The organism is Paenibacillus caseinilyticus, from assembly GCF_027533645.1.
GTDB classification, from domain to species: Bacteria; Bacillota; Bacilli; order Paenibacillales; family NBRC-103111; genus Paenibacillus_G; species Paenibacillus_G caseinilyticus.
This window is the reverse complement of the sequence record NZ_JAQAGY010000037.1, coordinates 1-18,917: the sequence shown is the minus strand read 5'-3', so window position 1 is coordinate 18,917 and position 18,917 is coordinate 1. Positions and strand designations below refer to the sequence as shown.

Annotated in this window: 13 protein-coding genes; 4 read left to right on the top strand and 9 right to left on the bottom strand. The window is 58.6% G+C overall.

The genetic code is table 11. The annotated features are described in order from the left end of the window. Nucleotides 1–14 precede the first annotated feature (14 nt). Together O9H32_RS31295 and O9H32_RS31290 are read left to right on the top strand one after the other, a co-directional pair. Nucleotides 15–1,688, top strand: coding sequence for a thiamine pyrophosphate-binding protein (locus O9H32_RS31295; protein WP_269870013.1), 1,674 nt, complete (start codon nucleotides 15–17; stop codon nucleotides 1,686–1,688). Nucleotides 1,689–1,699: 11 nt separating this feature from the next. Beyond that, nucleotides 1,700–2,092: a carboxymuconolactone decarboxylase family protein gene (locus O9H32_RS31290; protein WP_269870012.1), complete on the top strand. Its 393-nt coding sequence runs from the start codon at nucleotides 1,700–1,702 to the stop codon at nucleotides 2,090–2,092. Nucleotides 2,093–2,268: 176 nt separating this feature from the next. Here the strand turns inward: O9H32_RS31290 and O9H32_RS31285 are convergent, their stop codons facing one another. Genes O9H32_RS31285 through O9H32_RS31275 form a run of 3 tightly spaced genes read right to left on the bottom strand, consistent with a single transcriptional unit; the run spans nucleotide 2,269 to nucleotide 6,650 of the window. Next, complete coding sequence (locus tag O9H32_RS31285; protein WP_269870011.1) at nucleotides 2,269–2,673, bottom strand: carboxymuconolactone decarboxylase family protein; 405 nt, start codon at nucleotides 2,671–2,673, stop codon at nucleotides 2,269–2,271. A 37-nt stretch (nucleotides 2,674–2,710) separates the two neighbouring features. Then, nucleotides 2,711–4,360, bottom strand: a complete 1,650-nt coding sequence (locus O9H32_RS31280; RefSeq protein WP_269870010.1) for a thiamine pyrophosphate-binding protein — start codon at nucleotides 4,358–4,360, stop codon at nucleotides 2,711–2,713. Nucleotides 4,361–4,388: 28 nt separating this feature from the next. Then, nucleotides 4,389–6,650: an EAL domain-containing protein gene (locus tag O9H32_RS31275; RefSeq protein ID WP_269870009.1), complete on the bottom strand. Its 2,262-nt coding sequence runs from the start codon at nucleotides 6,648–6,650 to the stop codon at nucleotides 4,389–4,391. Between the two features lie 457 nt (nucleotides 6,651–7,107). Here O9H32_RS31275 and O9H32_RS31270 point away from each other — a divergent pair, with 457 nt between their 5' ends. Then, entirely contained in the window at nucleotides 7,108–8,808 is a 1,701-nt protein-coding gene (locus tag O9H32_RS31270) for an alpha-amylase family protein (RefSeq protein WP_269870008.1), read from the top strand. Nucleotides 8,809–8,903: 95 nt separating this feature from the next. On the opposite strand, the gene O9H32_RS31265 is transcribed toward O9H32_RS31270, so the two are convergent. From O9H32_RS31265 to O9H32_RS31240, 6 genes are all read right to left on the bottom strand, one after another. Next, nucleotides 8,904–9,806, bottom strand: a complete 903-nt coding sequence (locus tag O9H32_RS31265) for a carbohydrate ABC transporter permease (RefSeq protein ID WP_269870007.1) — start codon at nucleotides 9,804–9,806, stop codon at nucleotides 8,904–8,906. A gap of 28 nt (nucleotides 9,807–9,834) precedes the next feature. After that, nucleotides 9,835–10,713 (bottom strand): carbohydrate ABC transporter permease, encoded by an 879-nt coding sequence (locus tag O9H32_RS31260; protein WP_269870006.1) that lies wholly within the window; start codon nucleotides 10,711–10,713, stop codon nucleotides 9,835–9,837. A gap of 14 nt (nucleotides 10,714–10,727) precedes the next feature. Beyond that, entirely contained in the window at nucleotides 10,728–12,068 is a 1,341-nt protein-coding gene (locus O9H32_RS31255; RefSeq protein ID WP_269870005.1) for an ABC transporter substrate-binding protein, read from the bottom strand. Nucleotides 12,069–12,167: 99 nt separating this feature from the next. Further along, nucleotides 12,168–13,727 carry a response regulator gene (locus O9H32_RS31250; RefSeq protein WP_269870004.1) on the bottom strand — a complete coding sequence of 520 codons (1,560 nt, stop codon included), beginning with the start codon at nucleotides 13,725–13,727 and terminating at the stop codon, nucleotides 12,168–12,170. Then, nucleotides 13,705–15,519: a cache domain-containing sensor histidine kinase gene (locus O9H32_RS31245; RefSeq protein WP_269870003.1), complete on the bottom strand. Its 1,815-nt coding sequence runs from the start codon at nucleotides 15,517–15,519 to the stop codon at nucleotides 13,705–13,707. Before O9H32_RS31245 ends, O9H32_RS31250 begins: the two co-directional genes overlap by 23 nt. A gap of 168 nt (nucleotides 15,520–15,687) precedes the next feature. After that, on the bottom strand, nucleotides 15,688–17,031 hold the full coding sequence (locus tag O9H32_RS31240) for a lytic polysaccharide monooxygenase (RefSeq protein WP_406627433.1): 1,344 nt from the start codon (nucleotides 17,029–17,031) through the stop codon (nucleotides 15,688–15,690). A gap of 566 nt (nucleotides 17,032–17,597) precedes the next feature. Between O9H32_RS31240 and O9H32_RS31235 the strand changes: the two genes are divergently transcribed. Next, a complete protein-coding gene (locus tag O9H32_RS31235) occupies nucleotides 17,598–18,554 on the top strand; it encodes an aldo/keto reductase (RefSeq protein ID WP_269870002.1) in 957 nt (318 codons plus the stop codon). The last annotated feature ends 363 nt before the right edge of the window (nucleotides 18,555–18,917 follow it).

Below are 18,917 nucleotides of genomic sequence, written 5' to 3'. Positions count from 1 at the left end.
CGAGGAGGTAATCCATGGAAACTGTCGCATCATCGCTCGTCCGCCATCTTCATAACTGGGGAATCCGGCACGCTTTCGGCGTGCCGGGCAAAGCTATCGTTCCGCTCATTCTGGAGCTGGGCAATCAGGAAGTCGAATTCGTCCTGAGCCGCCATGAAGGCGGCGCCGGTTTCGCAGCCGCAGGCTATGCGCTGATGAACCGCAGTCTCGGCGTCGCTGTCGGCACCTCCGGACCCGGAGGCACCAACATGCTGACCGCTGCCGGGCAGGCCAAAGCCTACCATCTGCCCGTGCTGTTCATTACCGGACACGCGTCAAGCAAGGACAGCGGCCGTCCGCTGGGCCAAGACTCCACCTTCTTCGCAGCCGACCTGGCCCGCATGTTCGAAGCGGTGACCTTGTTCAGCGCCAGAGTGGAGCGCAGCGAACAATTCCCTATGTATTTGCAGCATGCGGTCGAAAAAGCCCTCACCGGCCTTCGAGGCCCCGTTCACCTCTCCATCCCGCAAGATGTCCTCATGGAGCCGGTCGCTCCGTTCCAGCTCGAGCTGCCGGACCCCTACCCGCTCATGCGCTCCCCCCGATTGAAGGAAGCCGCCGAGCTGCTTGAGCAGGCCCGCAGGCCCGTTCTCCTGCTGGGCAAGGGCGTGCACATCTCCGGCGCTTATGAAGCGGTAGAAGCGTTCGCCGAGAGATGGCAGCTGCCCGTCATTACGACGCCCGGCGGCAAAGGAGCCTTCCGTTCACGCCATCCTCTTCATATCGGCCCCTATGGTCTGGGAGGCTGCCCGGAAGCATCCGAGTACATGAAGAGCGGGATCGACCTCTTCATCGCCATCGGCACCAAACTCAGCGATATGTCCCTCCCGACCGTGACGGACGAAATGATCCCGCAGGCCGTGCTTCACTTCGATGTCGACGGAACCTTCGTCGGCAAAAGCCTCCCGGCACCGGTTCTGTTCGTTCAAGGGGACGCGCGGGCCAACCTGGAGACCCTCCTGGAACTTGCGGCCGAACGGCTTCCCCGGGAGGGCGGGTTCGCCGAATCCGCCGCCGCGCTGGAGAGCCCCCGGGCATCGGAGAATATGATTATGAAAGCGAAATCAATGGTAATTTTGGAGCACAGCGGACTCATCACGGCCGTGGAAGTCATGGATGTCCTGAGCCGCTGCCTGCCGCCCGAGGCGATCTTGTTCGGGGATGACGGCAGCCACAGCTACCATGCCATCCGCCACTTGGAAATCCACCAGCCCGGCTCCTTCCGATTCGATGATGTGTTCGCGGCGATGGGCCATGCGATCGGCTTCTCGATCGGGGCGAAGATGGCGTCGCCGGAGCGGACCGTCGTCTGCTTGACGGGTGACGGCTGCATGTTCATGCACGGCACCGAGATTTCGACAGCCGTGAACAACGGAGCGGATGTCGTATTCATCGTTCTTAACAACGGACGGCTCGACATGGTGAACAAAGGCATGCGCCATGCTACCGGACGAAGCGATGGGACGGTCTACGAAACGCCGCTGGAAGTCACCCTGCTGGCCCGCGCGTTAGGTGCCCGCGCTTATACCGCTTCGACCCGCCAGGAGCTGGAACGGACGCTGCAAGAGGCCCTGAAGCCCGGCGGTCCCGCCGTTATTGAAGTATTGGTCGATCCGGAGGAGATTCCTCCCACTCTAGCCCGCGGATAGGGGATGCAGATATGAACCATGAACAGATGAACAAAGGACAAGAACAGCTCTCGCTGATGGCCGGAACGCTCGGCAGCCAGATCGTGGACAAGCTGAAGCAGGAAATGCCGGAGCTGGCAGAATACGTAGTCGGCTTCGGTTTTGGTGAAATCTACGCCAGAGAAGGACTCAGCCTGCATCAGAAGGAGATGCTGACGATCGCCGTGCTCCTCGGCCAGGGGGATACCGCCAACCAGCTGCACTTCCACTTTCACGCGGCACAGCATGTAGGCTTGACCGCACAGGAACTCACCGAAATTCTGCTCCACTGCATTCCCCATGTCGGGATTCCGCGCGTGATGAACGGCTTCCGTATACTCGCCGCCGTCCAAGAAGAACGCAGGGCCATGGAATCTTCGCCGTAACATCTCCAGCCTTCCGGCAAGCGGATGCCGGCGAAGCGCCCTCCCCAGGGCCCCGGCCTTTGGCCTATGCCGGCACTGCAGCCGCCTAATCACACACAAGAAATTCTTAGATATGCACAAAAAAGGCCCGCCCCAAGAGGTACGGACCTTCTTTGTGCTGCCGGCGGAATGCCCGATCACAGCGTAAGTTCTATCGAACGCTCGCGGAAGACGCCCATGACGACATTGAGGGCCCCGCATGCCTTAGGGAACCCTGCATACCCGGCACAGTGCATGACGACCTCGAGAATATCCTCGGGCTCGAGGCCCACATTGAGCGCAGCGTGGACATGAAAGCCCAGCTGGTCCGTAGCGCCTTGGGTGATCAGGGAGGTCAGCGTGATAATCTCCCGCTGTCTCAGGTCCAGCCGTTTGCGCGAGTACAAGTCTCCGAATCCGAAGGAAACCAGCATCTCGCCGAAATCAGGAAAGAACTCCCGCAGGCCCTCGATCGTCTTCGTCCCTTCCTCGCCCACCATCTTCACAAGGGTTTCCCGCCCTTGACGGTAGCGGTCTTCATTGGTTTGCATTGGATTGCTCATCGTATTCCCTCACTCCTGTTCGTGCTGACGCCCGTTCTTATCCCCGGGCCATGGTCGGCGGAATCTCAAGCGGGTCAACCATCACTTCGATGACTGCGGTCTCCCGCGAAGCCAGGGCCGACGCCACGGCTGCCCGCAGCTCCTCCGCCGTACGGCAGCGGAAAGACTTAGCTCCCATGGACTCCCCGAAGAGAGCCGCCTGCAGAGGTGTCTCGTAGACCGTTCCAATCGCCCGTCCGAGATGGCGAGCCATCCCTTTATCTACCATGTCCAAACGCTCGTTGTTCAACACAACGAACAGCACAGGAGCACCGTAGTTCACTGCGGTGGATACCTCGGTTCCGTTCATGAACATGCATCCGTCGCCGGTCAGACAGACGACAACACGCTCCGGCTCCGCCAGCTGTGCGCCGATCGCGTAGCCGATCGCACGGCCCATCGTGGCATAGACCTCCTCGAAGTGGAACGTACCTGCCTCCAGGATTTCAAAGTGCCTCACAGCATAGAACGAATGGCTCCCTGCATCCCCGAACATCTGACTGCCGGCCGGCAGCCCTTCCCGAAGCAGCTTCATGACCTGCTCTCCGCTGAGCATCCCTTCCTGCCCTTCGAGGGCCGGGACCGCTTCCTGCGTGGCTGCCACGGCCTCCCTTGCTGCGGCTTCGAGCTGGCTCTGCGCCCCGCGCTCTGCGCCTAGTTCCACCAGCTTGCGGAGGTTCGCTGTGAGATCGCCCAACACCGCGAGCGTCGCCACAGGTAATGATTTGCCTACAAATCGGGCATCATAATCAAACTGAATGAGCTGCCCCGGATACATCGCGGAGGTCATGCCTGCGGTCTCCATATCGCTGAGCTGCGTGCCTACGGTGACCAGGACATCGACGCCCCGCGCAAGATAGTCACGGGCAGCGTCTGTTCCACCCAGTCCGAAGGGCCCGATGGACAGCGGATGAACCGAAGGGAATGCCCCTTTGCCTCCCGGCGTCGTGACCACCGGAAGATTCCACCGCTCCGCGAACACTTGAATTTCGTCATATGCCCCTTGATTGTGCACGCCGCCGCCCAATAGGAGCAGCGGGCGCTGTGCATGCCGCAGCAGCTCGGCGGCCTGCGGCAGGTTGGAGGAGAGTACCGCCGGGTAATGGGTCGGCAGCGCCAGAGTGAACTCCTCCGTCTCTTCCATGAGTACATCGGCCGGGATGGACAGGTGGACTGGCCCTTTGACTCCGGTGAATGCCTGCTCCACCGCATGCTGAAGGTAAGTCCTCAGGAGGTCGCCCCGTTCCACACGGCTGCTGAATTTGGTTACAGGTTCGAACATTTTCACAAGATCGGTTCCGAATATCGTACTGTCCTGCCCGAGCACCTTGCCGATCTCGCGGATCGGAGGCTGTCCGGTCAGGAACAATACCGGAAGATGGGACGCCATGGCTTGGCCGGCGGCCGTCAGCATATTCACGCCTCCCGGTCCCGCCGTACCGATTGCCACCCCGAGGGTCCTCCCGCCGTACGCATACCCAGCAGCGGAGAGCCCTGCCCCTCCCTCATGCTTGCTAAGAACGAACATGATTCCCTGGCGGTCCAGTTCGGCCACCAGCGGAGTCACGGGCTTGCCCGGGATCCCGAATACATGGGTTACCCCCCAAGCCGCAAGATGCGTCACTATCAGTTGCGCCACGGTCTGCATAAGTTGTACTCCTTCTTCTAAGATGCCTTTATCCGTTATTCGACTCCGACATGAGCTGCAGGTGTTCATATTTCGCTTCAAACTCTTCTGCGGGGATCGGCTTGCTGTAATAGTATCCTTGAACTTCGTTGCACTTCTGTTCTCTTAGGAACTGAAGCTGCCCCGCTTCTTCGACGCCCTCCGCAATTACCTCCAGCCCCATTCCGTGAGCCATTGCAATAATGGTACCGACTATATCGGAATCATGGGCATCAAACATGATATCGCGTACGAAGGATTGGTCAATCTTCAAGCGGTCGATGGAAAATTTCTTGAGGTAATTCAACGAGCTGTAGCCGGTGCCAAAATCGTCGATGGAAATCTGAACCCCCAGCGCATGCAGCTTCTCCAGCGTAGGAATGGTGTGTTCCACATCCATCGTCATCGTCTCGGTGATCTCCAGCTCCAGATATTCGGGGGCCAGCCCGCTTTCTTCAAGGGCATGGCGGACGATATCGACCAGCGAATCCTTGGCGAACTGCTGGGAAGACAGGTTCACGGCGATCCGCAGCGGCGGGAGCCCCATGTCCTGCCACTTTTTGTTCTGGTGGCAGGCGGTGCGGAGAACCCATTGATCCAGCGGAATAATAAGCCCTGTCTCTTCCGCCAGCGGGATGAATTCATACGGCGACACGATGCCCCGCTCCGGATGCTGCCAGCGGATCAGCGCTTCTACCCCTTTGACCCCGCCGGAGCGCAGGTCGATCTGGGGCTGGTAATAGAGGACGAATTCTTCGTTCTCGATGGCCTTCCGCAGCGAGGTTTCCATGCGGATTTTCTCATGCGATTTGGTCTGCATCTCTGCAGAATACAGGAGATACTGGTTTTTGCCGCGCTCCTTGGCCTTGTACATCGCCGTGTCCGCGTGGATCATCAGCTTGTCGCTGTCCAGACCGTCGCTCGGATACATGGAGATCCCGATGCTCGCCGTAATATGGAATTCATAGCCGTTCATATTGAAAGGCTGATGGAAGATCTTCAGAATCTCTTCCACCCGGAGGGTTACATCTTCCGCGTCCCGGATGCGGGGGAACATGAACATAAACTCGTCCCCGCCCATCCGGGCAATGACATCCTCGGGACCGAGCAGGGCCGTCAGCCGTTCGACGACCAGCTTCAGCAGCAGATCGCCATGAGTATGGCCCAGCGTGTCGTTCACAAGCTTGAACCGGTCCAGATCGAGATAGAGAACCGCAATCCGGTAGGGATGAAGGTCTTGGTTAGCCTGCTCGAGCATCGTATTCAGCTTGGTCTTGTAATACCGCCGGTTCGGAATATCCGTCAGATCGTCGTGATTGGCCAGGTAATTGTACCGCTCCTCCGCTTCATAACGGTCGGTAATATTGCGGAATTGGCCGAACGCGCCGACAATCCGGCGATACTCGTCATAGATCGGGAAGGCATCGAAGAGACAGACCGTCTTGCGCTTTCCGTCCCTGCCTCCGAATTCAATCTGGATATCCTCGTACTGTCTGCCTTCCTGGATGACCGAGTGGATGAAGCCTCCCATGGGATCCAGGAACAGAACCGGCCTGTCCACCGTCTCTTCGAGCGTAAGGCCGGTAAGCTCTCTGGCAAACTGATTGAAATCCGTTATAACACCCTCTTTATCTGTGATAATGATTCCGTTGCGGGTATTCTGAAGCATGACCTGATTCATGATGTTCAGCTTCCGGTTCTGTTTGCGCAGCAGCAGCTCCCTTTCAATCGAATCAATCGTGGTCGTCAGCATCGTGATCATCAGGGGATTCTGAAGCTCAATGGCCGTCATAATCGAGACAGAGCCCAGAAGATTGTTATTATCCGTATACCGGAAGGCCACAGCATAACAAGCGCTTGCATGCAGATATTCGTGGTAGTGGTCGGGACCGATCAGCTCGATGGGCTGCCCGCTGTGCTTGAGAGAGAGGCTCACCACATTGGTGCCCATCGTTTCCTCGGTAAACTGCACCCCCGGACGGATCCCCAGCTCGCTCACCATGCTCCGGATCGTTTCGTCCCCCATCATATGAAGGATAAAACCCTTCTCGTCGGCTACCGAAAGCAGCAGCGGCGTCCCTTTCAGGGAGTGGAGCACCTTGTTGCCAAAAAACTGGACGACGGAAAGAATCTCGTCGTATTCTTTGCGCTTGGTTTCAAGTTCTTCCTGCGTCATCACCACGGCAGGTGCAGGGATAACCTTGGAGTCCATGCCGGCTTCTGCGCAGAATCGCTTGGATGCTGTACTGTAATCTTTAGGTATGCCGCTCATCATATAGTCCTACCTTCATGTGACGTTTCTCTCTACTATTTCGCCATCTCTTTGGGTATATTATAGACCAAATGACTGTTTTTGTCGCAAAAACGTGTATTTTTTTATGATCAAATATTGGAATTGTCTATTTTCCAAGAATTTTTTCCCATATCAGGATGAAAACATCGAGAAAGTAGGAAATTGGTCTTGTTTTCGTTGTTAAACTATACCTGCTGGTCCTAGACGACTAACAACTGCTCTCTCCGAGTGGGGAGACCTTTCACTGCTGCACATTTCTTTTCCTATCACCCGATGTGAGCGTTATCTGATTTTCATGGGTTCCGACTCCCCGTACCCCCCTAATTTTTTGGAACATTACGGATCTTTTTTGGTAAAATGGAGTCACTACTCCATGCAGCGAGAAAGGGCGTTATCGAAAGTGTCTTTAATAAGAGCATCATTATCCAAAGCCTATATGCCATTCAAATTACCGGCCGTCGGGTTTACCGCCGGCGTCGTTACCCTTGCAGCTATTGCGGTAGCCGCCGGCCTGCTCACCTCGCCCCCCGGCTTGCCCGGCGGCGGAGCACCGGGGGCAGCGGTCTCTGACGATGACGGCAAAAAAGACCCCGGCGCCAAGGAGCAGACAGGCCCCATACACGTTGATCGGTTCGGCCAGGTCGCCGGAGTCACCTTCAGCGGCAAGGTAGCCGGCGAGGCGTCGCTGAAGGGGGACACGCAGCCCGATGACGCTTATTACGGAAGCCTGAAGGCCCCGGGCTGGGACGCGTACGGCGGACTGAAGGGCAGCAGCGAAACCTACGGGCTGAAGGCGACGGGCTATTACCACATCGAAGCGCTGCAGAACCGCAAAGTCATGGTGACGCCGGCCGGAACGCTGTATTTCTCTCTGGGCGTGAACGGCTTGACCGCGAACGATACCTATACCCAGCTGAAAGGACAGGAAGATCGCTTCGAATGGATGCCCCCTTACGAAGGGGAGTACCGCTCCGCCTTTTTGAACTCCAAAGACACCTTCTCCTTCTATGTGGCGAACCGCATCCGCAAAACCGGTCAACCGTATTCCTCCCGCGAATTCTACGAGGAGAGCATCTCCCGCATCCGCAAGTGGGGATTCAACAGCGCAGGCGGCTGGTCACCGGCCAACTATGCCCAAGAGTTCAAGGTGCCTCACTTCCCGTTCCTCCCGCTCTCGGAGATTCCCGAAGCCCAGGTGGACGGACTGAAGATCTTCGATATTTTCGCCGAGGGGGCCGAAGCCAAGATCGATGCTCTCTTCGCCAAGAACCTGCCCCAGAACAAGGATAACCCGTACATTGTCGGTTATTTCCTTGGCAATGAATCCGATTACCATCTCATCATCAACGAGCTGCCCAAGCTGAAGGGCAGCCAGGCCCCCTCCAAACGCAAGCTGGTGGAACTGCTCAAGTCCCGGTACGGAAGCATAGACCGGTTCAATACCGCCTGGAAAACGGAGTACAACGGCTTCGACGCCCTCTATGAAGCGTCCCTCCCGCTTTCGTCAACTCAGGCGCGCAGCGATATGGATGACTTCATGAAGCTGTATCTCGATACCTATTACGGTACGGTCGAGCGGGTATTCCGCAAATATGATCCCAACCATCTGCTGCTGGGGGACCGCTGGCTGACCACACCGTCGAACCATCCGAAGATCCGGGGTATGCTCGCCGAGGCCGCCGGGAAGTATATGGATGTCATCTCGATCAATCATTATGCAAGGCAGCTCGACCGGGAGATGCTCCGGGATGTGTATGACAAGTCCGGCGGAAGGCCGATCCTCTTGACGGAATTCGGCTACGGCACCCGGGAACAAGGCCTCACTGCTCCGCTGCTCGCCAGCGACGAGGAGCAGCGTGCCCAGCTCTACCGCTCCTATGTGGAGGAAGCAGCCTCTCTCGGATATGTGGTGGGCACCCACTGGTTCTCTTATCTCGACCAGCCGGCTACAGGCCGCTGGTTCGAAGGACCCAGCGGCGAGAGCTATAACTTCGGGCTGCTCAACGTGACGGACCGGCCATATAAGACCTTCCTGTCCGGTGTGATGGAGACCCACAAGAACATCTACTCCATTCTGCTCGGCAAACAGGCACCTTACGAGGCCCCGTTCCTCGCGGCGGAGGCTAAGGGGAAATAGCCGTTCGGCAGGAAGTGCCCATAGCAAAGAGGCGGACCGGCAGCAGTGCCGGTTCGCCTCTTGTTTGTGCTGATATTCAGCTTGTCTGCGCTGCGCTACCCCTTGATTCCGGTCAGCGTCACGCCTTCGATAATATACCGCTGGCCGATGATATAGACCACAAGTACCGGAACGACGGCGATCGCCGAGCCGGCCATCATCAGCGTCCAGTCGGTGATGTACATGCCGCGGAACATGTTGAGCAGCAGCGGCACGGTGAATTGCTCCGGCGTGTTCAGGAAGATCAGCGGGCCGAAGAAATTGTTCCACAGCCCGAGGAAGGTGAAGATACCGAGGGCTGCCAGCGCCGGCCGCACCAGCGGGAGGATGACGCGCCAGTAGATCGTCCAGCGGTTCGCGCCGTCCATGACGGCCGCTTCGGCCAGCTCGTCCGGAACACTCTTCATGAACTGGCGGAGCATGAACACCCCGAAGGCGCTGAACAGCGTCTCCGGCACGATGATCGACAGATGGCTGTCGATCCAGCCGATGCTCTTCATCATGAGATAGAGCGGAATGATCGTCACCTGTCCCGGCACCATCATCGTGGCCAGGAAGAGGACGAAGATCGGCTCGCGCAGCGGAAACCGGATCTTCGCGAACGCATAGGCCGCCATCGAGCAGGTAAGGAGCTTGCCGGCCACCGAGATGACGGCGATGTACGTGCTGTTAAAGTACGCGCGCCCGAATGGCAGCGCCTCCCAGGAGCGCTTGTAATTCCCCCACTCCCAAGGATCCGGTATCCACTGGGGCGGGATTAAGAAAATCTGGTGGAACTGCTTCAGCGAGCTGAGAATCATCCAGATGAACGGCCCGGTCATGAGCACGGCTCCGGCGATCAGCACCGCATGCAGCAGGAGGCCGGCCAGCGGGCTCGCCCCGCTGCGGTCCGTCCGGAGCAGGCCGGCGGAAGCGGTTTTGCTTTTGCGCGGCGATTGCATTTCCATATTGGCTTCCATTAGTAATCATCTCCTCCTCTCCGGTTCGTTAATCGCCGTAATGTACCCAGCGCTTCGAGGTATACATCTGGATCAGCGTCAGCGTCAGAATCAGCAGGAAGAGCAGGACGGCCGCGGCCGCACTCTTGCCGAAGGTGAAGTCGACGAAGCCCAACTGGTAGATATGGTATACCATCGTATAACTGGCCTTGGCCGGACCCCCGCCGGTCATGACGAACGATTGGTCGAACACCTGGAATGAACCGATGATCGTCATGATCGTCGCGAAGAACGTGGTCGGCGACAAGAGCGGCAGCGTGATATGCCAGAACTGGCGGAACTTGCCGGCCCCATCGATCTGGGCCGCTTCGTAGTAGCTCGACGAGATGCCCTGCAGCCCGGCGAGGAAGAGTACCATGTTGCCCCCGAGGCCCCACCAGACGCTGAGCAGAGCGATCGACGGGATCACCATCGCCCGGTCGGTCAGCCAATTCGGCCCCTGGATGCCGAACCACGCTTTGAGATACACATTGATGATGCCGAACTCCGAATTGAGCAGCCACAGCCATACCATCGAGACGGCGATGGAGCCGGTGACCACCGGCATATAATAGAACAGCCGGTAGATCACCTTCCCCCGCACCTTGTTCAGGGCTACGGCGACGAGGATCGCCAGGAGAATGCCCGTCGGGACGACTAGCACCGTATACCACAGCGTATTGAAGAGCGAGAGCCGAAAATCCTCGGAAGCGAACTGGGCGGCAAAGTTATCGAGGCCGACAAACTGCTTGCTCCCGAAGCCGTCCCATTTCATCAGGCTGAGCATAAAAGCGGAGACAAGGGGGATCAGGGCAAACACCAGGAGGCCGAGGGACTGGGGGAGAATGAACAGATATCCCCACAGCCCTTCCGATACGCGTTTGTTCATAGCCTCATCCTCCGTTACTTGCCCGACTTGTATTCTTGGATCTTCTGGTTCGCCTTCGTACCGAGAGACTTCAGCGTTCCGTCCAAGCTGCCGTCCTTGAGCCACAGCGTCTCCATCTCATCGGTGATGACCTTGCTGAGGCCCGGTACCCCCGCTTCGGCCGGCATAAGGGCATAGCCGATCCCCCGCGTGTCAAGGAAGTACTTGGCATGCTCCGGCAGGTTGCCCTCCATGACCACCTCGTCGGCTCCCTCTACGGATGGCACCGCATTGCCGCCACCCTGCAGACGGAAGGTCTGGCCTTCCTTGGCGATATATTCGTTGATGAAGTCGAAGGCTTCCTTCGGGTGCTTCGTGCTCTTGTTCATGACCATGTAAGCTGCGGCTACCGCAGCCGGCTCGATCTTCTTGCCCGTGTTGGTCGGGTACGGCACAATATCGAACTGCAGGTCCTTGTTCTGCTTGAAGATCGGCAGGTACCAGCGGCCGGCTGTGACGAAGCCCACCTGGTTCGACATGAACATCGCATCCCCGCCCTGGCCTTTGGGCAGTGTGCCTGCGAAGGTCATGTTCTTCTGTTTGACGTTATCATACAGGAACTTGAACGCCTCCACCGTCTTCGGATCCTTGTCCGCGACGAACTCCCCCTTCTCGTTGTAGATCGAACCGCCGTTGGAGGTGGCGAAGCTGTAGTAGTTCGTCCAAGAATTATCGAGTACGAAGCCGTGCTTGCCTGCCGCGCGCAGTTTCCCCAGCACCTCCTGGAAGGCCGCCCAGGTCCATTCCCCCTTCTCGTGCAGGTCGGCCGGAAGAACGCTGACGCCCGAATCCTGCAGCAGCTTCTTGTTGTACCACAGGATGATCGGGTTACAGTCGACGGGGACCCCGTAGATCTGTTCCCCTTTCTTTGCCGCCCCCCACAGACCAGGGAAGAAGGACTCCGGCTTGATTTTGCTGCTATCTTCTTTCATATATGTAGTAAGATCCGCGACCGTCCCGTTATCGATCATCTTGACGATGGCCGCATCCCCGGCATAGAACACATCCGGAGCCGCGCCGCCGCTGAGCTGCGTCAGGATCTTCTGGTCGTAATCCGCCGGAATCGGAATGAGCTCGACCTCGACGTTCGGATGCTTGGCGTTATAGTCCTTGGTGAATTCCTGGAACCGTCCGAGCTCGCCCGGATTGCCCCAAGTCGACCACTTGATCTTGACCTTCGAACCGGAGCCCGAGCCCGAATCCGCCTGGCCTCCCGAACCTCCTTCGGTGCCGCAAGCCTGCAGCAGCGGAAGTAGAGCCAGAACGGCTGCCCCCATCACAAACGGTACGCGTGCATTCCATTTCATCCCGATCATCCTTTCGACCCCTGTTTTTGAATACGCTTTCAGTATATCCCTCCGGTCCTCTTGCATGTAACTTCTTTTATTCCGAAATGGTGTCTTGATTTCCTTAGATTAGGAGGCGCCTTCCCCGCCCCCCTGCCCCTTCTCCCGGTAATCCGCCGGCGACACCTTCATCACCTTCTTGAACGCCTTGCTGAAATATTTGACGTCATTAAAGCCGGAGAGCTCCGCCACTTCATACACCCGCAGCGTTGTGGTTCTGAGCAGCCCGCACGCATGCTCGAGCCGCAGATGGATCAAGTGGTCGATGAAATTGTGTCCCGTCACCTTCTTAAAGAGCTCGCTAAAATAATTGCGGCTCACCGCCACATGGTCTGCTACATCCTGCAGCGAGATATTGCCTGTATAGTGGCTCTTCAGGTAGGTGAGCGCCTGCGCGACAATCCGCCGGTGGAGCCCGGCCTCCTCGGCCCCTCCCGCTTGAGCCTCCGGTTCCCGGAGCGGCTCGAGGGCCTGGCGAAGCAGCTGCCGCACTTCCTCGACCGATTCCAGCCCCGGGATCGATTCGATGCGCTCGGCGGCCCTGCTCCCCGCTTCCGCCGGGCTGCGCAGTCCCGCCAGCAGGCACCGGGCCTGCCGCCTCACTTCGGAGGGCGCCGTCCGGTGCCGCGCCCAGGAGGCGGCCAGCTCCTCGAGCAAGGCCTGCGCTTCCTCCGGCCGGCCCGCGGCATAGGCAGCCTCCAGCCGGGTCAGGGCCGCTTCTTGGGCCGCCGTCCCGCTCCCCGGGTTCACGGCATCCGCTTCCCCGTAATGCCGGATGGCCCCGGGACCCTCGTAGAACCGCAGGCGGGCCGCCGCCCTGGCCTCCCGGACCGCTTGGCGGAATGCCCCGCTCCCGGAAGCCGGCCCGCTTACGCCGAGGGTCAGCGAGCAGCCTCGCCCGGCCGCCCCCGCCTGGAACCGCTCCAGCCGGTCGATGCTGCGCACGACCAGGATGAGCTGTTCGGCACCGGCCCGCAGCGCGATGCCTTCCTCCCCGCAGACCTCGTACCAGCTCTCCTGCAGCTCCTCCAGCATGATCTCGGTATAGATTCCTCCCTCCTCCGACCGCAGCTTCGTCGCCCCGTCCAGCTCGGCGACGACAGCCCGGTAGCTCTCCGCGAACCAGGAGAGCCCGGCAGAAGGCGGCACATCCGCCGCTTCCCCCAGGAGCAGCCGCGTGAAGCTCTTCTCCAGCTCCTCCCGGCGCCGGGCCTGCTCCCGGCTCTCCATGAGCTCCCGGATCCCCCGCTCTTCCTCCGCCTGGCTCCGGGCCTTCCCGAGCACCTCCTTCAGGTCCTCGGGCTGCATGGTAGGCTTCAGCAGATAGTCAGTGGCCCCCATCCGCATGCCTTCACGGACATAGGCAAAGTCGCTGTGGCAGCTGAGCAGAATGATTTTGACCGAGGGAAACCGCCCGCGGGCCTCCCGCATCAGTTCCATCCCGTCCATAACCGGCATCGCGATATCCGTGATGAGAATATCGACTTCGCCCCGCTCGATCCAGGCCAGCGCACTGCGGCCGTTCGACGCTTCGCCGACGACCCGGTAGCCGTGGCCTTCCCAGTCGAAGGTCTCCCGAAGTCCCATCCTCGCCAGAGGCTCATCGTCAACCAACAGCACTCTGTACATAAGCATCCTCCTTTTTTTGGATCGGAAATGTAAGATGTACGCGCGTTCCGCAGCCCTCGCGGCTCTCCACCTGTACGCCGTACTTCTTTCCGTAATACAGCTGCAGCGTCTGGTGAACGTGGGACAAGCCGATACGCGTCATGCCGCCCGTCCGGCTCCCTACCGCCCCTCCGAGCAGGTAAGGCAGCTTCTCAGCGGGAATGCCCACCCCGTCGTCTTCGATCACCACGACCGCGTCTCCCCCATCCCGGTACACCGTGATCCCTACCGCCCCCCTGTCGTCCCGGGGCGCGATGCCGTGGAAGATTGCATTCTCCACCACCGGCTGCAGCAGCATCCGGGGCATCGTCAAGCCGGAGAGTTCCGGCGGGCACTGCACGCTCAGCGTGATCCCGTTGTTGTAACGGTACTGCTGGATAACCATATACTTCTCGAGCAGCTGAAGCTCGTCTCCCAGCGTCACGATCGGTCCGGTCCGCTCCAGACTCGCCTCGAGAATATGGACCAGCGTCGAGATGGTGCTCTCCACATCGTCGGTGCGCTGCAGCTTGGCCATCCACCGGATGGTATTGAGCGTGTTGTACAGAAAATGCGGGTTGATCTGGTAGCGGAGGGCCCGGATCTCCGCCTTCTTCTTCTCGCTCTCCTCTTCGGCAATCCGCTCGATGAGCTGCTGGATCCGTGCGATCATCTTGTTGAAGCTTCGGCTGAGCCGTCCGATCTCATTCTTGCCCTGGATCGGGGAGCGGACCGTGAGGTCTCCCGCTTCCCCGCGGTGCATGAGCTGGCTCAGATGCACCAGCGGCCGGCCGATGCGCTGGGCGACATAGTAGCCCATGATGAGGGCCGTCAGTCCCGACCCCAGGGCGATCCACACCGTAAGATCCCGGATCTCCACGGTGCCGGCCACCAGCTCCTCGAGCGGTACGATACCGGTCACCTTCCACCCGTTGCCGAGAACGGCAGGAATGACCATCTGCTCCCGGCCCTTCACCTCGAGCACCTCCGTCTGCGAAGGCAGCCGCAGATCCGACGGCTGTCCATACAGGGATGCGTCCCCATGGTAGACGAACCGGTTTCCTTCGTCTACAAGGAAGGTATACCCGGTTCGGCCGAACCGCAGCTCATCCAGCGTATCGGTGAGCATCTTGCCCCGGACCTCGATGAACATAACCCCGATAATCCGGCCGGTGTCCACCTCTTTGATCGCCCGTCCCAGCCCGAAGACCGGAATGCCCATATCGATGCCCTTGAGATAAGAGGTGTTGGAGAGCCCGAACCACACCGTCATCCCGTCCGCGGCCACCACCCTCCTGTACCACTCCGATGTCCACGGGTCCGTCAAGCTCTGGATCGAAGAGGAGATGACTGAGTTCTGGCGGTTCACATCGAGGATGTAAATATCCATAATCTCCGGCATGTTCATGATGAGCTGGTAGAGAAACTGCTTCGCTTCGTCATTCTTCTTATAGAGCTCGAAGGGCTCGGATGCTTCGGCCTGCAGCGCCTCCTGGATCGTCCGGGAGCTGAACAGCCGCATGGACGTGTCGTCGAGCCGCTTGAACACGAAGTCCAGGTTATCCCGTACCTGCTTGATCGTAAGCGTGGCCACATGATTCACCTGCTCCTCGATCATCCGCGCCGACTTCTGGTAAGACAGATACCCGCCGATCAGCACCGGAATCAGGATCGAGATGAAGAAGAGCAGATACAGCTGTACGGCAATGGAATGAAAGCCTTTGACATACCGGCGGAACAGGGGCTTGACTTCGGAGTATCGGGGAGTTGGCATGCTTTCCCTCCATATGTATAGAATGTAACTGAATGTAACTTGGATTCGGATGAAAGCCCCCAAACTCCTGCTTGACAGTAAGGTGATGAACGATGTCCAACCCCTGATGAGCACGGCAAAGAGGGCTGCACACGGCAGCCCTCTCCAGAGAGGATAAAGTACAATCGATTAAGGGATCACTTTCCATACATCGGAGCCGGATCCAGGCGTCTCGCCTTGCGTCCACCACTTCGCTTCGTAGTTCACGCCGTTGTACGTCACTTTGCTGCCGCCCACATAAGCGGTGGACGCGTTCCATGCCGGATAAGACGCAGGAGCGGCAGGCGTCGTCACGTTCACCGTGGAGCTTGCCCCCGACACATTGCCTGCGGCATCCACCGCTTTGACGGTGAAGGCGTACGCCGTATTCGCCGTCAGTCCGGTCACAACATAATCGAGCGTCGAGCCGGAGACGGTAGCGACCAGCGTGGTCCCGCGGTAAACTTGGTAGCCGGTCACTCCCACATTATCCGTGGAAGCGCTCCACATCAGGGGCACGGAAGTGGACGTCGTCGCGCCCATCACGTGCAGACCTGTCGGGGCGCTTGGTGCGGCGGTATCCGGCCCCGTCACATTCGGCGTCGTGAACGAAGCCGCATTGCTCGCAGCCGATACGTTGCCTGCGGCATCTACCGCTTTGACCGTAATATTGTAAGCCGTAGCTGCGGTCAGGCCCGTCAGATTGGCGCTGAGCGCACCGTTCGTCGAAGCGATCTGCGTAGTCCCGTTGAATATACGGTAGCCGGTGACGCCTACATTATCCGTGGCTGCCTTCCATGTCACGGTGGCGCTGGTTGCCGCGACATTGGAAGCCGTCACGCCGGAGGGAGCCGTCGGAGCCGAGCTGTCCACGTCGCCGCCGAAATTCACATCAATGACATTATAGAACGCATTGCCCGTGTCCGAGATTTCCCATACGGCGAGAATCACCTGGTAGCCTGTGCGGGCTGGAATATTGCACGTATCCGAGTAAGAATTGCCGGGTTGTCCTCGGTAAGGCACATTGCAGAACGGCGTCAGGTCAAAGGAAGCGCGGGTAAGCGCAGCATTCGGATTCCAATCCTGCTTCGTCATGTAATACTTCCAGGAGGCGGTGGCATGGGGAACCTTCAGCGTCCAGTGGAATGTGGTCGGTCCCGGCTTCACATTCACCTTGGTCCAACGGGAAGCCGACTGCTCGTCCAGCGGGGCGAACAAGCCGTTAGCGCTTGCAATTTTACCGTCGGCTGGTCCCGCTGCCGGGAACCCTTTAGCCGCCTCCAGGCTGTAAGGCTCGTAGATGATCAATCCGCAATTTTTGTTCGTACCGCTGGCGCACAGCGCGGCCCGGCTGGATGGATTATCGATGTAGCCATGGGCGGAAGCCCGATCCCCGAATCCCAATAGCACAGCAACAGCGGCTACCGTCATGATGCCGCCGGCAGCCAGGGCACGTGCCCCGCTTGATAATGAAGACAAACGCAGTGTAGTCAATGTAAACTTCCTCCTTTTAATGAATAAATGAGATCCCTAAACCCCTTACGCCAAAACGAATGGCAGCCAATACCCGCATCACCTCCCTTATCCGCAGGTCCACCCCTTATCCGCGGCAAACCCTTCATTCCAAACAAGGACCGGAACCTGCAGCTTCTACTGCTGAACCGGCCGTCTACGTACGCCTCCTTTCTTCCAGGGGTATCGATATATAAACTCCGGTGGAGCTTATACCTTGACTGCATGCAGGAGGCATTGTAGGAAAGCGATTCCAAAAATGCTTACACTGTATTATAATAATAACATTGACATTGTACTTACTGTAACATAATTCATATTATACATAATACAACAAATTAGACAACGTAAAATATATAATATTCAAATTCTGCTCCGCTGTTCTCTAAACGCGGCCTTGCCAATGTCCTCCGCCGGACGGACGTCCTCTCCTTATTCCGGGTAATCCGAATACTAGTATAAACATACTGTGGCTGACTCCCGGCGGGGAGATTAGAATGGGCTAATGCTCCACCCTTCATCATTCTAGAGAAACGAGGTGCTTTACCATGCAAAAGAGGACACTGGGACATGCCGGACTCGAAGTGTCGGCCCTCGGGCTCGGCACGATGATGATGCCCGATACCGATGAATCGGTGCGTACGATACACGGAGCGCTGGATCTCGGCATCACGCTGTTCGACACAGCCGATCTGTACGGCGAAGAATACGCGCTGCAGCGGTTCGGAGGCAATGAGAAACTGGTCGGCCGGGCGCTCAAGGGCCGCCGGGATGAGGCCGTGATTGCAACCAAATTCGGGGTCACACACACCCAGGGCCCCAAGGGAGATCCGGCTTACATCAAAAAATCCGTGGATGCGAGCCTCTACCATCTCGGGATCGATTATATCGACCTGTATTACCAGCACCGGGTGGATCCGAACACCCCGATCGAAGAGACCGTCGGCACGATGGCCGATCTCGTCAAGGAAGGGAAGATCCGGTATATCGGCCTGTCGGAAGCTCCCGCCCAAGTGATCCGGCGCGCGCATGCGGTCCACCCGGTTACGGCCGTCCAGACCGAATATTCCTTATGGAGCCGGGAAGTGGAAGATGAAGTCCTGCCGGTTGTGCAGGAGCTGGGTATCGGCTTCGTGCCTTACAGTCCCTTGGGCCGGGGCTTCCTGACCGGGCAGATCAAGAAGTTCGACGATCTGCCGGAGGACGATTACCGCCGCCTCTACCCGCGGTTTCAAAGCGAGAATTTTGCCAAAAACCTGGAGGTCGTCTCCCTGATCGAAGAGCTGGCTGCAGGCAAGAACTGCACCCCTGCCCAGCTCGCCTTGGCGTGGCTTCTGTCGCAAGGCGAGCAAATCGTTCCTATTCCTGGAACGAAGAGGCTTGATCGGGTGCAGGAGAACCTCGGTGCGCTGCAGATCTCCCTCACGCCAGACGATCTGGCGGAGATCGAGCGCATCTCGCCGAAAGGCATCGCTGCGGGCTCCCGTTTTCCCGGCCGCACCTGACCACCAGCCGCAGCAGTTCGATAGGCTGTATCGGGGGAACGGTTGGTGTGGAGGCGCTTGAGAGCTCCCCCTTATACCGCAGGTTCTTCCGCCCTGCGATTCCGAGGTCTTCACGCATACCATAGCCTTCGCGCAGCTGGGAGGCGACTAGGTTCTTCCCTCGACCGGACTTGCACCGGCTCGAACGTGCCTACCTTGGCTAGGCGCGCAATTACGCAAAAAAAGGAGCCCGCCGCACACGGAGGCCACTGAAGAACTAACGCTTTTTCATCGGGAGTCTCATAGAAGTTACAAAAAAGACATCTGCCTCCATTTTTTAGGGAGCAGATGTCTTTTTTAATGGCTCAAAATGGGTTTGCCCGA